We start from the raw sequence: 15,094 nt of genomic DNA, 5'->3' as shown, positions 1-15,094 counted from the left end.
ACGCGGCTTCACTAGACTGACCTCACACCCACGAAAACCATCAAGGAGACTGTTGTGGCTCAGATCGAAGCTGTAGGCGCTCGCGAGATTCTCGACTCCCGCGGCAACCCGACCGTCGAGGTCGAGGTGCTCCTGGAGGACGGCACGGTCAGCCGTGCCGCCGTCCCGTCCGGTGCGTCGACCGGCGCCTTCGAGGCCTACGAGCTTCGCGACGGCGACAAGGACCGCTACCTGGGCAAGGGCGTCGAGAAGGCCGTGGACGCCGTCCTGGACGAGATCGGCCCGGCGATCGAGGGCTTCGAGGCCAGCGACCAGCGCCTCGTGGACGAGGCCATGATCGAGCTCGACGGCACCGACAACAAGAAGCGCCTGGGCGCCAACGCGATCCTCGGCGTCAGCCTCGCCGTCGCCAAGGCCGCGGCCGACTCGGCCGACCTCCCGCTGTTCCGCTACGTCGGCGGCCCGAACGCGCACGTCCTCCCGGTCCCGATGATGAACATCATCAACGGCGGCGCGCACGCCGACACCGGCGTCGACATCCAGGAGTTCATGATCCTGCCGATCGGCGCCGAGACCTTCTCCGAGGGCCTGCGCTGGGGCGTGGAGACCTACCACTCGCTCAAGGCGCTGCTGAAGTCGAAGGGCCTCAACACCGGCCTCGGCGACGAGGGCGGCTTCGCCCCCAAGCTGGAGCACAACCGTGCCGCGCTCGACCTCATCTCCGAGGCCATCGAGAAGGCCGGCTACACGGTCGGCTCGCAGATCGCCCTCGGCCTCGACGTCGCGTCCACCGAGTTCTTCGAGAACGGCGTCTACCGTTTCGAGGGCCAGGACCGCACGGCCGCCCAGATGAGCGCCTACTACGCCGAGCTCGCCGCCAACTACCCGCTGGTCTCGATCGAGGACCCGCTCGCCGAGGACGACTGGGCGGGCTGGGCCCACCTGAACTCCGAGATCGGCTCGAAGCTGCAGCTCGTCGGCGACGACCTGTTCGTCACCAACCCGAAGCGCCTTGCCCAGGGCATCCAGGCGAAGGCAGCGAACAGCATCCTGGTCAAGGTCAACCAGATCGGCACTCTCACCGAGACGCTCGACGCGGTGTCGCTGGCCCAGCGCAGCGGCATGACCGCCGTGCTTTCGCACCGCTCCGGCGAGACCGAGGACACCACGATCGCCGACCTCGCCGTCGCCACCGACGCCGGCCAGATCAAGACCGGCGCGCCGGCCCGCTCCGAGCGCGTCGCCAAGTACAACCAGCTGCTCCGCATCGAGGAGGAGCTGGGCGACGCGGCCGTGTACGCCGGGCGCAGCGCGTTCCCGCGCTTCCAGGGCTGAGTCAGCTCCGCCACTCCCGTCGAGGGGCACGTTACGGCCGTTATTCCAGGCGAATATGGGCCGCGACGTGCCCCTCGGTTGCTTCAGGGGCGGCGGATGGAGGGTGTCTGCGAGAATCGGCTGGTGCGCACCGCCGCGGGGGTCCCGGCCGAGCTCGTCCCGCTCGGCGTGTTCCTGCTGCTCGCGGCGCTGTTCGTCGTGTTCGGCGGCTACCTGCTGCGGCGGCCCGAGCGGGCGGCGGCGCTGTTCGCCGACCGGGATGCGCGGCAGCGGTTCCGGCCGCGCGACGCCCGGGCGATCGGACTGGTGTTCACGCTCGGCGGTCTCGGGCTGGTCGCTGTCGGCGCCGTCCGGCTCGTCGTCATGCTGACGGCGCACTGAGACGCTGACAGGGGACTGAGCACCCGGCGACACCCCGTCCGCGCGGCCGCCGCTCAGCACCCATCGCCTACGATTGAGAGCGGGGACGCCCGGTCCTCCACGTCCGCCGACACCCGCAGGAGGGGCCATGCCCAAGCCGCGCACGCAGCGCGTCGCCGCCTCCTTCGAGCAGCCGACGGCGACCGGGCGATGGCTGCGCGGGCTGCACTTCTCGGCGTTCTCGCTGGTGATGATGGGGGCCGTCGTGCTCGCCGTCGTCATCCTGGCGCCGTCGCTGCAGGGCTACCTCGCGCAGCGGCAGCAGATCGCCGACCAGCAGAAGGCCGTCCAGGAGCTCTCCGCCCAGGTGGACGCGCTCAAGGAGCAGCGCGCCCGCTGGAACGACCCGAGCTACATCCGCGCCCAGGCCCGCGACCGGCTGTACTACGTCATGCCGGGGGAGACCAGCTACCTGGTCATCGACGACCGTCCGCCGGCGGCGAAGGGCGACACGACCCCGGTGAGCTCCAAGCTCCAGAAGACCCGCACCGACTGGGTCGGCTCCCTGTTCGGCTCGCTGATGGGCGCCGGACTCACCGACGCCACCCCCGCGCAGCTCGGCAGCACGCCGGCGCCCACCCCGACCCCCGCACCGAGCAAGTAAGCACAAGGCACGCCATGACCAGACCCCCATTCGACCCCGTCACCGACGCCGACATCGCCGCCGTCAGCGAGCAGCTCGGCCGCCCGGCGCGCAACGTCGTCGGCATCGCCGCGCGCTGCGTGTGCGGCCGTCCGACGGTCGTGTCCACCGCCCCGCGGCTGGATGACGGCACACCGTTCCCGACCTTCTACTACCTCTCCCACCCGGCCGCCACCGCCGCCATGTCGCAGCTCGAGGCCACCCAGGTGATGAACGAGTACAACGACCTCCTGGCCGAGGACGAGGAGGTGCGCGACCAGTACCGGGCGGCGCACGAGCAGTACCTCGCCGACCGGGAGTCCGTCGGCGTCGTCCCCGAGCTCGCCGGCGTCTCGGCGGGCGGGATGCCGACCCGCGTCAAGTGCCTGCACGCGCTCGCCGCCCACGCGCTCGCCGCCGGCCCGGGCGTCAACCCGATCGGCGACCTGGCGCTTGCGCGGGGCGGCTGGTCGCCCGAGGTGTGCGAGTGCCGCATCCAGGCCGGCTGACCCGGTTCCGCCGCACCCTGGCGGCGGGCGCGACGGCGCTCGCAGCTGCCCTCGTCGTCGGGATCGCGCCCGCGACCGCCGCGCACGCCGACCAGGTGCGCGACCTGGAGTACTGGCTGACCGAGTACGGCTTCACCCAGGCCTGGCAGACCACCCAGGGCGCGGGCGTGAAGGTCGCGGTGATCGACACCGGCGTGGACGGCACGGTCCCCGACCTGGCCGGAGCGGTGACCGGCGGGACGGACGTCTCCGGCGTCGGCGCGCCGAACGGCCAGAAGCCGCTCGGCGACGGAGACGCCGCCGACCACGGCACCTGGGTGGCCTCGCTGCTCGCCGGGCGCGGCACCGGGCCGACCTCGGGAGTGCTGGGCGCCGCGCCGCAGGCGAGCATCCTCAGCGCCTCCGTCGCCCTCGGCAAGGCGACAGGGAACGTCGACAACGACGACCAGATCGCGAAGGCGATGCGCTGGGCGGTCGACAGCGGGGCCTCCGTCATCAACATCTCCCTCACCAGGAACACCCTGGACTGGCCCACGAGTTGGGACGACGCCTTTCAGTACGCGTTCTCGCACGACGTGGTCGTGGTCGCGGCGGCCGGCAACCGGGGAAGCGGGACTACCGAAGTCGGGGCGCCCGCCACGATCCCCGGCGTCCTCACCGTCGCCGGCGTCGACCGGGCAGGGCAGGCCTCCTTCGACGCGTCCTCGCAGGGCATCACGATCGGCGTGTCCGCGCCGAGCGAGGAGCTGGTCGGCGCCAACCCGGGCGGAGGCTACGTGCAGTGGGCCGGCACCAGCGGCGCGGCGCCGCTCGTCGCCGGGGCGGTCGCGCTGGTCCGGGCCGCGCATCCCGAGCTGAAGGCGCCGGACGTCATCAACCGGATCATCCGCACCGCGCGCAAGCCGGCCGGCTCCCCGACGATCCCGAGCCCGGTCTACGGCTACGGGCTGCTCGACGCGGCGGCCGCGGTGACCGCGACCGTTCCGCACGTGAGCGCCAACCCGATGGGCGACCTGACCCAGTGGGTTCACATCCATCGTCGGGCCGACGCGCCCGCCGCACCCGGCGAGGCCGCCCCGAATCCGCCGAACGCGCAGGTGGCTCCGGCGCCCGCGAAGCTCAGCCCGGAACGGCCTGTAACATGGGAATCGTACTTCTGGCCGCGATGGAGCGTCCTCACCGCCTTCTGGCTGCCGTTCGGTCTGATCTCCGGTTTCGTCACACTCCTCGCCCTCGGCGGGGTCGGTGCGTGGCTGCATTTCAGGCGAGCGCGCAGCAGGGGGTAGATTAACACCCATACTTTCGTGTTGAGGAGACGCATTACTGTGCCCAAAATCCTGATCGTCGGCGGAGGATACGCCGGTTTCTATACCGCGTGGAAGCTCGAGAAGCAGCTCCGCTCGGGCGAGGCCGAGGTCACCATGGTCGACCCGCTGCCGTACATGACGTACCAGCCGTTCCTCCCCGAGGTGGCCGTCGGCTCCATCGAGCCCCGCCACGCGGTCGTCTCGCACCGCCGCCACCTCAAGACCACGAACATCGTGAGCGGCAAGGTCACCTACATCGACCACGCGAACAAGACGGCGACCATCGCGCCGGCCGCGGGCGAACCGTACGAGTTCGAGTACGACATCGTCGTGGTCACCGCGGGCGCCGTGTCGCGCACGTTCCCGATCCCGGGCGTCGCCGATCAGGCCGTCGGCCTCAAGACGATCGAGGAGGCCGTGTACATCCGCGACACCCTGCTCACCAACTTCGACAAGGCGGCGACCCTCCCGCCCGGCCCGGAGCGCGACCGTCTCCTGACCGTCACCGTCGTCGGCGGCGGCTTCGCGGGCATCGAGATCTTCGCCGAGCTGCGCTCCTTCGCCAGCGCGCTGCTCAAGAAGTACCCGGAGCTGAGCTTCGAGGACACGCACTTCCACCTGATCGAGGCCATGGGCCGGATCATGCCGGAGGTCTCCCTCCCGACCAGCCACTGGGTCATCAAGAACCTCGCGGAGCGAGGTGCGGAGATCCACCTGGAGACGCAGCTCACCAGCGCCGTCGACGGCCGCATCGAGCTGTCCACCGGCGAGAGCTTCGAGACCGACCTCATCGTCTGGACGGCCGGCGTCATGGCCAACCCGACCGTGGTCCGCCACACCGACCTCCCCATCGAGGAGCGCGGCCGGCTGCGCGTGCGCGCCGACCTGCGTGTGGGCACCGACGAGGAGATCATCGAAGGCGCCTGGGGCGCCGGCGACGTCTCGGCCGTCCCCGACCTGACCGGCGCGGGCGTCGGCGGCTACTGCGTGCCGAACGCCCAGCACGCCGTCCGCCAGGGCAAGCTGCTCGCAAAGAACATCATCGCGGACCTGCGCGGCGAGCTGCCGCGCCAGTACTACCACAAGAGCCTCGGCGCGGTCGCGGGCCTCGGCCTCGGCATCGGTGTGCTGCAGTCCGGCAAGATCGCCGTCAAGGGCGTTCTCGGCTGGTTCGCGCACCGCGGCTACCACGGCCTGGCGATGCCGAGCTGGGAGCGCAAGTGGCGCGTGCTCTGGGGCTGGTGGAACAACTTCTGGCTCGGCCGCGACATCGTGTCCCTGGAGGCCCTCCAGGCCCCGCGGGCCGCGTTCGAGGAATTCGCTGCCCGCCCGAAGCCGGCCGTCGAGGCGGCTCCGGAGGCGCCGAAGAAGGCTGTCGCGAAAGAGCCTGCTGCGGCCAAGTAGTCGTCGTGCGAGAAGGCCCGGTCCTGTGGGGCCGGGCCTCCTCGCGTCGGAGAGGGGAGGCGACACGCCGTCGCCCCCTCAACTGCCGTACTTGACCGAGATCCCGCCGAGAGTCCCGTCGTGGTTCAGGGAGCAGGCCGCGAGGTCGAAGATCGGTGTTCTACTGCCGTCGGCGTTCAGCGTCTCTCCGTTCTGTACGGTGAGCGTCACATCGAAACCGTCGGCCTTCGGGCCGAATTCCGCCTTCGTCAGCCCTCGACGATCGGGAGCTGCGGAGAAGTTGGCGGCGTAGGCGTTCCAGCACGTGTCGGTCGCCTCTGCGCTGGTTACGACCGGCGTGGTCCCACTCGGAGTCGCGAAAGAGACAGACGGCGTAGCCGATACCGCCCGTCCGGCCGACTCGGTCGCTGCGCAGCCGGACAATGCCAGGAGGGCGACGCCCGCCGCGATGACGGATGGATGAACACGCATTTCCGCAGTCTAGGGCCGCCAGGGCATGCCGCCCGCCACGCGGGAGAATCGCCTCGCCACGCCGGCCAACTTCCTTTCGAATGGCGTTCGGCAGGAAGTTCAGCTGTGTCTTCCTGCGATGGCGACGCTCCCGTCAGCCGAGGACGCGCACGCGGCCGTTGCTGAGATCGGCGACCGCGGTGACCGCCGTGTCCCGTGCCGCTTCCGGGACCCGAAGGGTCAGGAGCACGGTCTCCCCGTACTCCGCCTCCGGATCGGCGTAGCCCTCGCCCTCCGCCCAGCGCCGGACGCGCTCGGCGTCGGCGTAGTCGGCCTCCAGCCGGAGCTCAGCCTCAGGGACGCGCTCGACCTTCTCGGCGCCGGCGACGGCCGCCGCGATGGCGTCGGTGTACGCGCGCACCAGGCCGCCGGCGCCCAGCTTCACGCCGCCGAAGTAGCGGACCACCGCGCCGAGGACGCCGTCGAGGTCGTGGTGCCGCAGCACCTCCAGGATCGGGCGCCCGGCCGTGCCGGACGGCTCCCCGTCGTCCGACATCCCGGAGTGGCCGCCGGCGAGCAGCGCCCAGCAGACGTGCGAGGCCGCGGGATGCTCGGCGCGCAGCCGGGCGACGACGGCGAGCGCCTCCTCGCGGCCCTCGACCGGCGTGACCAGGGCGACGAAACGGCTGCGCCGCACCTCGAGCTCGGCGCTCGCCGGGGCGGCGAGGGTGTGGGTCATGGCATGGCCCGACGATCGATCACAGGTGCCCCCAGTGGGACTCGAACCCACACTCGGGCGATTTTAAGTCGCCTGCCTCTGCCGATTGGGCTATGGGGGCCAATTGGGCTACAGGGGCGATCCGTCCGGCGTCCGCTCGCGTCAGCGGTCGCGGTAGGGCGACTTCACCATCTGGACGATGGCGGCTAACGCGAGTGCGCCGCCGACGATGATGACCGTCCAGATGAATCCGATGAGCACGCCTTCCATGCGTCCCACCATATACGGTGTCCGGGTGGCCGTGCCCCTTGTCGGCCGCCCGGCTGCGTCGGAAGGTGGGAGCATGATCCGGATCGGTTCCATCGTGTGGGGCGTGCGCGACCTTCCGCGTGCCGTCGGGTTCTGGTCGGCTGCGCTCGGCTACCGGCCGCTGCGGGAGCCGGACGTCGACTGGGCCATCCTCGTCCCCGTCGCCGGGGTCGGGCCGCAGCTGGCGCTCAAACTGGTCGGCAGCGAGGCGAATCCCTCGCCGCGGCACCATCTCGACCTGTACGCCGACGATCAGCAGGCCGAGGCGGCGCGGCTGCGCGGGCTCGGCGCGGCCGACGTCGAGTGGGAGTACGAGGACGGCGCCGACTACGTGGTCCTCGCCGATCCGGACGGCAACCGGTTCTGCGTCATCGCCGCCGGGGAGAAGGCAGCCGAGCCCGCGCAGGAGGCCGCGGGTTCCGGTTCCTGAGTGCGCGAACGGGATATCCGCTGCGCTGAGAGGTCCTTCAGGTCGCCCCAAGGGGGCACCCACCCTGGCCGTGCACACTGGGTGCCGACACCCTTTCTGGTGAGGTGTCCTCCGACCCGGCTGGAGCCCGAGATCCCCCGACGCAAGGCTCCAGCCGGGTCTTCTTCGTCTCCGGCGGAGGTGCCTCGTGCGGGTCGGCTAGGCTCGGCCGGGTGACCGACACGCGATGCCCCTGCGGGACCGGCGAGACCTACGCGAACTGCTGCGGGCCGCTGCACGCCGGCGCCGCGGCTCCGACGGCCGAGCGGTTGATGCGGTCCCGGTTCAGCGCGTTCGCGCTCGGGGACGCCGGCTACCTGCTGCGGAGCTGGCACCCGTCCACGCGGCCGGAGGCGCTCGAGCTGGATGACGGGCTGCGCTGGTACCGGCTGGACATCGAGTCCACCGAGCGGGGCGGCCCGTTCGACCGGGACGGCGTGGTGGCGTTCACCGCGTACTACAAGGGCTCCGAGCGCGGCAGCGTGCACGAGGTGTCCCGGTTCGTCCGGGAGGGCGGCGACTGGTTCTACGTCGCCGCGCTCTGAGCGCGAGCGACGAAGCGCGAGCGAGGGAGTGTCAGCGCGCGGGCTCCACGTACCGCTCCCACAGCCACACCGACAGCCCGACCACCGCGAACGCGACGGCGGCGATCACGACCGCGACGACGCCGGCCCCGGTCTGCGCCAGCGACGCCACCGGAAGCAGCAGCGCGAACAGCACCGTGTAGACGACGAGCGCCAGCGCCAGCCAGAGGAGGCGTGACCACTGCAACACGGCGCGTCCGGCGAGCCGGCCGAACGGGAGCAGTGCGATGGAGGTAGAGCCGATCGCGACGAGGGCGAGGGCGTTCACCAGCTCCACCAGGAACGCCGACGGCGCGCCGGACGGCGTCGGGAGGACGCCGACGGCCAGCCAGGCGAGCACGCCGAGGGCGGCGACCGCCGAGAGCTGGACGGCCGCGGTCCGGCCGCGTCCCACGCGTCCCAGCCCCTCGGGGAGCACCGCCCCGAGCACCAGGCCGAACAGGAGGGCCGGCTCCAGGCCGAGCAGCCGTGAGCCGATCGCGGCCACCGCGACGACGACGAGGAGGCCGGGCCGAACGACCGTCCGCGCCACCCCCACGCCGAGGTGCCGGGTCATGCCGCGGGCCGAGAGGACCCAGATCGCATTGACGGCCGCGATCGCGAGCGAGACGGCGGCGAGCAGACGGACGTACGCCGCGGCGTCGTGGACGGAGGTCGACAGGGTCACGAGCAGGGCCGCGGCGACGCCGACGACCGGCGCGAGCCACACGGGCTGCCCGGCTCGCGGTTCCGGACCGCCCGGTGCGCCAGGTGCGACGGGCGCACCGACCTCCGTCGCGGCACCGCGCCCGCCGAGCAGCGCGTCCGCCTCGCCGAGTTCGGCGGCGGCCCGGTTGCGGCCGAAGATCGAGGCCCGCGCCTCGCGCGGCTCTCGCGGGCGCGCCAGCGAGGCCACGAGCAGCCGGCCCGGGAGCACCAGCAGCAGCAGAGCCGCGACCGCCAGGCCGACCGAGCGCAGCCAGCCGGGCACGGACGCCGCCGTGACCACTGGCGCCGAGGCGGTCGTGAACGGCGTGGAGGTCCAGCCCTTGGTGTCGGGATGCGTCGGTCCGGACGAAGCGGAGGGCGGCGCCGGGGTCGTCGGCGGCACCGCGGGTGCGGGAGCCGGGGCCGGGGTGCTGGGTGCTTTCTTCGGCGTCGTCGCGCCGGCGCCGGCCTCCACGGTGACCGCGACGGTGTTGCTGCCCGCGCTCACGTTCCCGGCGGCGTCGCGTTGCAGGGCAGAGATCAGGTAGTCGCCCGCGGGGAGGGTGGCCGAGCACGACCAGGCGCTGCCGGCGACCCCCGCGGCGCAGACCACGGTCGTGCCCTTCGAGGTGCTCGCGTAGACGGTGACGGTGCCGCCCTGCTGGCCGGCGCCGCCGAACCCGATCGGCGCGCCGGCGGCGACGGTCGTGCCGGGCGCGGGTGAGGTGAGGGTCGGGGCGGGCGGCGCGACGGTGTCGACCTCGACGGCCACCGGCGCGCTGGGGGCCGACCGCGTGGACGAGAACGAGGCCACCTGGGTGGCGGTGATCGTGTGCCGGCCGTCGCCGAGCCCCTGGATGACGCAGCCCCAGTTGCCGGCGCTGTCCGCGGGAAAGGTGCAGGATGCGCCGGTCTCGGCGGTCACGGTCACGGAGGCGCCCGGGTAGGCCGTGCCGCGGATCCCGCCGCCGGTGGCCCCGCCCTGGGCGGAGGCGATGACCGGCGGAGAGAGCACGTCGACGCGTCCGCTGTCGGCGAGACCGCTGGAACGCGAGACGGCGCGGACCGGCACGCCGGGCCCGTCGGGGAGACGCTGCAGGGCGCAGCGGAAGGTCCCGTCCGTCGCGGCGGTCACGCTGCACGAGGTGGCGGCGCTCGTCGAGGAGCCGCCGGAGACGTCGACGGTGTCGCCGGGGTCGGCGGTCCCGGAGACGGTGAGCGGGAAGGTCGTCACCAGACCGCTCGGCAGCGGGTCGAGCCTCGGTGGACCCGGCGTCGGTGTCGGGGTCGGGGTGTCGGACGGAGCGGCCGTGTTGTCGGCGGGGGCGGCCGCGTCGGCGAGCGACGGGCCGGAGAGGGCCGCGGAAGCTGTGAGGGCCTGAAGGCTGCGGGATGTGGAGGCGGCGAAGGGGGCGCCTTCCGAGGCGGGCGCGACGGATGTCTGGGCCGACGCGGGCGGCGCAAGCCCGGCGATCGATCCGGCAGCGGACGTGAGCGCGGCGAGCACGAATCCGGACAGCACGGCGACGACCAGCCCGGTCGCCCCCCTGGGCCGGACTGGTGGAGACACGTCCGACATCGATTCCCGCATTCCACCCCATTTGAGGGGCAGGACACGCCTCCTGTCAAACCAGCGGGCCGGATTTGCGGCATACTGACAAGTGGGTCAACTGTCCCACTTCGCGCGACGACGCGCGACGGCACCGTGAGGAGCTTCGATGACGCGCATCGCCCCGGCAGCACGGCGCGCCGCCCTGGTGCAGGCTGCCCTGCGGGTGATCGCGCGGGACGGGATCGCGGCCGCCACCACCCGGCGCATCGTCGCTGAGGCCGGAATGCCGCTGGCCAGCTTCCACTACGTCTTCGGCTCCCGCGACGAGCTGATGGCCGAGTTGGTGAACACGGTCGTGGCGGGGGAGCAGAGCGATCTGGAGCCCGCGCTCGACCCGGCCACGGCGCCGCCCGGGCTGCGAGCCGCGATCCGCTCCGGCCTCCAGCACTACCTCGACGGCGTGCGGGCCGACCCCGACCGCGAGAAGGCGATGTTCGAGTTGACCCAGTGGGCGCTCCGCGAGCCCGGCTTCTCGCCGCTGGCCCGCCGCCAGTACGACCGCTACTACGAGCTCGCCGAACGGGCCGCGCGCGACGCCGCCGAGCTCACCGGGAGCGCCTGGCGCCTCCCGGTCGCGGAGGTCGCCCGGCTGCTGGTGACCCTCACCGACGGGCTCACCATCGCCTGGCTGGTGACGCGCGACGACGCCGCGGCCGAACGCGCCCTGGACTTCGCGGCGGACGCGCTAGCCGCGCTCGCCGACGCTCCGCAGCCCGTGAGCGCCCATTCAACCCCCGCCCACTCCGCCCCTTCCCACGCGGCCCCCGCTCGCCCCGTCCCCTCCGCCCTCGACCCGAACCCAGGTGCCCGATGACCAACACCTCGACGCCGGCCGTCTTCGCCGAACCCACCCGCCGCGTCCCCGGCCGCTGGATCGCCGCCTTCGCGGTCGCCTGGCTGGGTATCTGGATGGCGCAGCTCGCGCCCATCCAGAAGCTGCTGCCCGACCAGGTGCAGGCGCAGCTGCACACGACCTACTGGGTCGACAACGTCGTCGCCTTCGGCGTCATCTCCGGCATCTCCGGCGTCTGCGCGATCGTCGCGTATCCGCTGACCGGCGCGCTCTCCGACCGCACGACGAGCCGGTTCGGCCGCCGCCGGCCGTGGATCGCCGGTGGCGCCGCACTGTTCGCGGTGTCGCTCGTGCTGCTCGGCCTGCAGACCACGATGGTCGGGATCGGAGTGTTCTGGTCGCTCGCTCTCACCGGCTTCTGCGTGCTCACCGCGGCGCTCACCGCGACCATCTCCGACCAGGTGCCCGTCGGCCAGCGCGGCTACGTCTCCGGCTGGATCAGCGCGCCGCAGGCGATCGGCATCATCCTCGGCGTCTCGCTCGTCACCTACGTGTTCGTCGGCGCGCTGGTCGGCTACACCGCGATGGCCGTCCTGCTGGTGCTGCTCGTGCTGCCGTTCCTGTTCGTCCCGGACGCGGTGCTGCCGCCGCACCTGCGCGAGCGGATGACGTTCCGCGGCGTGATCGAGGGGCTCTGGATCAGCCCGCGCGAGCATCCCGATTTCGGCTGGACGCTGCTGAGCCGGGTGCTGGTGAACTTCGGCAACGCGTTCGGCACGTCGCTGCTGCTGTACTTCCTGGAGTTCGGGCTGCACGATAAGCACGCCGACGACGACCTCCTGGTGCTGATCCTCATCTACATGGTGTTCGTCATCGTCGCGTCGCTGGTCCTCGGCCGGCTGTCCGACCGGCTCGGGAGGCGCAAGGCGTTCGTGTTCGTGTCCTCCGCGCTGCAGGGTGTCGCCGCGCTGCTGCTGGCGTTCGTGCCGGAGCTGTCGGTCGCGATGGTCGCCGCCGGGCTGCTCGGCCTCGGCTACGGCTGCTTCCTCTCGGTCGACCAGGCGCTCGCGACCCAGGTGCTGCCCGACCCGGAGAACCGCGGCAAGGACCTCGGCATCATGAACATCGCCACGGCCGTGCCGCAGGCGATGGCTCCGCTGTTCGGCGCCGCGATCGTCGCGGCGCTCGGCGGGTTCGTCGGGCTGTTCGTGCTCTCCGGCGTGTTCGCGTTCGCGGGTGCCCTCGCGGTCGCGCGGGTGAAGGCGGTGCGCTGATGACCACGATCGACCTGACCGCCAAGCCGGCGGCGGCTGAGCGCACCTGGACGACGCCCGATGTGTTCTGGCCGGCCCTCAGCGCCGCGACCGCGCGCCTCGATCCCGCGTTCGGCGTGCTGCACCTGCCCGCGCTGCGGCACAACACGCACGACATGCTGCGCCGGGCAGCGGGCAAACCGATCCGGGTGGCCTCCAAGTCCGTGCGGGTGCGGTCGGTGCTGGACGCCGTCCTGGCGCTCCCCGGCTATGCCGGCGTGCTCGCCTACACGCTGCCCGAGGCGCTGTGGCTGGCGGAGGGCGACGCCGATCACGCGCCGATCGAGGACGTCGTCGTCGGCTACCCGACCGCCGACCGGGCGGCCATCGCCCGGCTGGCCGCGTCGCCCGAGCTGGCCTCCCGCGTCACGCTCATGGTCGACTCGCTCGCGCACCTCGACCTCATCGACGCGGTCGTGCCGCCGGCGCAGCGGGAGACCATCCGGCTGTGCCTGGAGCTGGACTCCTCCTGGGACGCCCCGGTGCTCGGCCACATCGGCGTCTACCGCTCCCCGCTGCACCGTGTCGAGACGGTCCGCCAGGTGGCGGAGGCGATCGTGCGGCGTCCCGGCTTCGCGCTGGTCGGAATGATGGGCTACGAGGCGCAGATCGCCGGCCAGGGCGACAACCCGCCCGGCCGCCCGGCGTGGGGCGCGACGCTGCGCTGGATGCAGAAGAACTCGCGCGAGGAGCTGATCGGCCGCCGCGGTGCGGCCGTCGAGGCCGTGCGCGGGCTCGCCGACCTGGAGTTCGTGAACGGCGGCGGCACCGGGTCGCTGGAGTTCACGGCCTCCGACCCGTCGGTGACGGAGATCGCGGCGGGCAGCGGACTGTTCGGCGGGCACCTCTTCGACACCTACCGCGGGTTCCGGCCCGCACCCGCGGCGTCGTTCGCCCTGTCGGTGGTCCGCCGGCCCGACGAGCGCACGGCGACGCTGCTCGGCGGCGGCTGGATCGCCTCCGGCCCTCCCGGGCCCGACCGGCTCCCGAAGATCGAGTGGCCGACCGGGCTGGCGATGGTCGAGCGCGAGATGGCGGGGGAGGTGCAGACCCCGGTCATCGGCGCCGCTGCCGGGATTCTCCGCGTCGGGGACCGGGTCTGGCTGCGGCACACCAAGTCGGGCGAGCTGAGCGAGCACGTGAACGACTTCCAGCTCGTGGACACGGTGGACGGCCGGGCCGCGGTCGTCGGCACGGTGCCGAGCTACCGCGGCGAGAGGAAGGTGTTCCTGTGACGGCGAGCGGGGGAGTGTGGCGGAACTGGGGCCGCACCGAGTCCGTGCGCCCGCAGCGCGTCGAGCGGCCGCGCGACGCCGAGGCCGTGCAGCGCGCGGTCGCGGCGGCTGCGAAGCAGGGGATGCGGGTCAAGGCGGTCGGCGCCGGACACAGCTTCACGGGGATCGCCGCGGCGCCCGGCGTGCTCCTCGATCTGGAGGACGTCAGCGGCGTCCTCGACGTCGACCTGGAGTCCGGGAGGGTGCGCCTCGCCGCGGGCACGCGCCTCCACCAGCTCCCGCGGCTGCTGCGCCCGTACGGGCTGGCGCTGGAGAACATGGGTGACATCGACCGGCAGACCGTCGCGGGCGCGACCTCCACCGGCACCCACGGCACCGGCGGCTCCTTCGGCGGCCTGGCCACCCAGATCGTGGCGGTCACGCTCGTCTCCGGCGCCGGGGACCTCCTGACCGTGTCCGAGGACGAGAACGCCGACCTGCTGCCCGCCGCCCGGCTCGGGCTCGGGGCGCTCGGGGTCATCGTGGACATCACGCTCCAGTGCGCCCCGGCCTACCTCCTGAAGGCGGTCGAGCGTCCCGAGCCGCTGCAGCAGGTGCTCGACAGCTATCTGGAGCGCTCGGAGCGGGAGGACCACTTCGAGTTCTACTGGTTCCCGCACACCGAGACCGGACTGACCAAGACGAACACCCGGCTGCCGCTCACCGAGGCGCGCGCCCCGCTGTCGGCGGCCGGCCGCTGGGTGGACGACGAGCTGCTGGCCAACGGCGTCTACCGCGGGGTCTGCGCGGTCGGGACGGTCGTGCCGGGGATCATCCCGCCGTTCAGCCGGCTCGCCCAGAAGCTCACCGGCAACCGTGATTTCACGGACCACTCGCCGCAGGTCTTCGTCACCAACCGCGGGGTGCGGTTCCGGGAGATGGAGTACGCCCTCCCGCGCGCAGCGGTACCCGGCGCGCTCGCCGAGGTGAAGGCGCTGATCGAGCGGAAGGGCTGGCGGATCTCGTTCCCGATCGAGGTGCGCTCGGCGGCGGCCGACGACAACTGGCTGTCCACGGCGTACGGCCGGGAGACCGGCTACATCGCGGTGCACCGCTACTTCCGGGAGGACCCGACCGAGTACTTCACCGCGGTCGAGCAGATCATGCAGGCGCACGACGGCCGCCCGCACTGGGGGAAGATCCACTACCGCGACGCAGACTCGCTGCGCGCCGTCTACCCGCGCTTCGACGACTTCCTCGCCGTCCGCGACCGCCTCGACCCCGAACGCCGCTTCGAGAACGCCTACCTGCGCCGCGTCCTCGGCCCGTAGGCACCCGCCGAGTACGC

15 protein-coding genes and 1 tRNA gene are annotated in these 15,094 nt (G+C 72.6%); 12 read left to right on the top strand and 4 right to left on the bottom strand.

Annotated features, from left to right (window positions below):
• The first annotated feature begins 54 nt into the window (after positions 1-54).
• The 6 genes from eno to AC1ROW_RS12235 all read left to right on the top strand — a co-directional run bounded on the left by eno (position 55) and on the right by AC1ROW_RS12235 (position 5,597).
• Positions 55-1,335 carry a phosphopyruvate hydratase gene (gene eno, locus AC1ROW_RS12260; protein WP_493019185.1) on the top strand — a complete coding sequence of 427 codons (1,281 nt, stop codon included), beginning with the start codon at positions 55-57 and terminating at the stop codon, positions 1,333-1,335.
• Positions 1,336-1,458: 123 nt separating this feature from the next.
• The gene (locus tag AC1ROW_RS12255) at positions 1,459-1,716 is read left to right on the top strand and encodes a hypothetical protein (protein ID WP_493019184.1); all 258 of its coding nucleotides are present in this window, start codon (positions 1,459-1,461) and stop codon (positions 1,714-1,716) included.
• 127 nt (positions 1,717-1,843) lie between these two features.
• Positions 1,844-2,359 carry an FtsB family cell division protein gene (locus AC1ROW_RS12250; protein WP_493019183.1) on the top strand — a complete coding sequence of 172 codons (516 nt, stop codon included), beginning with the start codon at positions 1,844-1,846 and terminating at the stop codon, positions 2,357-2,359.
• A gap of 14 nt (positions 2,360-2,373) precedes the next feature.
• A complete protein-coding gene (locus AC1ROW_RS12245) occupies positions 2,374-2,886 on the top strand; it encodes a DUF501 domain-containing protein (RefSeq protein ID WP_493019182.1) in 513 nt (170 codons plus the stop codon).
• Positions 2,865-4,172 (top strand): S8 family serine peptidase, encoded by a 1,308-nt coding sequence (locus AC1ROW_RS12240; protein ID WP_493019181.1) that lies wholly within the window; start codon positions 2,865-2,867, stop codon positions 4,170-4,172. The genes AC1ROW_RS12245 and AC1ROW_RS12240 overlap by 22 nt, the downstream gene beginning before the upstream one ends.
• A 39-nt stretch (positions 4,173-4,211) precedes the next feature.
• Positions 4,212-5,597, top strand: a complete 1,386-nt coding sequence (locus AC1ROW_RS12235; RefSeq protein WP_493019180.1) for an NAD(P)/FAD-dependent oxidoreductase — start codon at positions 4,212-4,214, stop codon at positions 5,595-5,597.
• 78 nt (positions 5,598-5,675) lie between these two features.
• On the opposite strand, the gene AC1ROW_RS12230 is transcribed toward AC1ROW_RS12235, so the two are convergent.
• The 3 genes from AC1ROW_RS12230 to AC1ROW_RS12220 all read right to left on the bottom strand — a co-directional run bounded on the left by AC1ROW_RS12230 (position 5,676) and on the right by AC1ROW_RS12220 (position 6,886).
• On the bottom strand, positions 5,676-6,068 hold the full coding sequence (locus AC1ROW_RS12230) for a hypothetical protein (RefSeq protein WP_493019179.1): 393 nt from the start codon (positions 6,066-6,068) through the stop codon (positions 5,676-5,678).
• Positions 6,069-6,201: 133 nt separating this feature from the next.
• On the bottom strand, positions 6,202-6,786 hold the full coding sequence (locus AC1ROW_RS12225; RefSeq protein WP_493019178.1) for an IMPACT family protein: 585 nt from the start codon (positions 6,784-6,786) through the stop codon (positions 6,202-6,204).
• Between the two features lie 26 nt (positions 6,787-6,812).
• Positions 6,813-6,886: transfer RNA gene (locus AC1ROW_RS12220), tRNA-Leu, on the bottom strand.
• A gap of 222 nt (positions 6,887-7,108) precedes the next feature.
• Here AC1ROW_RS12220 and AC1ROW_RS12215 point away from each other — a divergent pair.
• Positions 7,109-7,504, top strand: a complete 396-nt coding sequence (locus AC1ROW_RS12215) for a VOC family protein (protein WP_493019177.1) — start codon at positions 7,109-7,111, stop codon at positions 7,502-7,504.
• Between the two features lie 212 nt (positions 7,505-7,716).
• Positions 7,717-8,088 (top strand): YchJ family protein, encoded by a 372-nt coding sequence (locus AC1ROW_RS12210; protein ID WP_493019176.1) that lies wholly within the window; start codon positions 7,717-7,719, stop codon positions 8,086-8,088.
• A gap of 31 nt (positions 8,089-8,119) precedes the next feature.
• Here the strand turns inward: AC1ROW_RS12210 and AC1ROW_RS12205 are convergent, their stop codons facing one another.
• Positions 8,120-10,384: an Ig-like domain-containing protein gene (locus tag AC1ROW_RS12205; protein WP_493019175.1), complete on the bottom strand. Its 2,265-nt coding sequence runs from the start codon at positions 10,382-10,384 to the stop codon at positions 8,120-8,122.
• A gap of 148 nt (positions 10,385-10,532) precedes the next feature.
• Here AC1ROW_RS12205 and AC1ROW_RS12200 point away from each other — a divergent pair, with 148 nt between their 5' ends.
• Genes AC1ROW_RS12200 through AC1ROW_RS12185 form a run of 4 tightly spaced genes read left to right on the top strand, consistent with a single transcriptional unit; the run spans position 10,533 to position 15,077 of the window.
• Positions 10,533-11,240 carry a TetR/AcrR family transcriptional regulator gene (locus tag AC1ROW_RS12200; protein WP_493019174.1) on the top strand — a complete coding sequence of 236 codons (708 nt, stop codon included), beginning with the start codon at positions 10,533-10,535 and terminating at the stop codon, positions 11,238-11,240.
• Positions 11,237-12,493, top strand: a complete 1,257-nt coding sequence (locus AC1ROW_RS12195) for an MFS transporter (RefSeq protein WP_493019173.1) — start codon at positions 11,237-11,239, stop codon at positions 12,491-12,493. Before AC1ROW_RS12200 ends, AC1ROW_RS12195 begins: the two co-directional genes overlap by 4 nt.
• Positions 12,493-13,767 carry an alanine racemase gene (locus AC1ROW_RS12190; protein ID WP_493019172.1) on the top strand — a complete coding sequence of 425 codons (1,275 nt, stop codon included), beginning with the start codon at positions 12,493-12,495 and terminating at the stop codon, positions 13,765-13,767. The genes AC1ROW_RS12195 and AC1ROW_RS12190 overlap by 1 nt, the downstream gene beginning before the upstream one ends.
• Complete coding sequence (locus AC1ROW_RS12185) at positions 13,764-15,077, top strand: D-arabinono-1,4-lactone oxidase (protein ID WP_493019171.1); 1,314 nt, start codon at positions 13,764-13,766, stop codon at positions 15,075-15,077. Before AC1ROW_RS12190 ends, AC1ROW_RS12185 begins: the two co-directional genes overlap by 4 nt.
• Positions 15,078-15,094 lie beyond the last annotated feature (17 nt).

This window comes from Leifsonia sp. GW821-FHT13C09 (genome assembly GCF_058806435.1).
The sequence above is the reverse complement of the archived record's forward strand: the minus strand, read 5'-3'. Positions and strand labels throughout refer to the sequence as shown.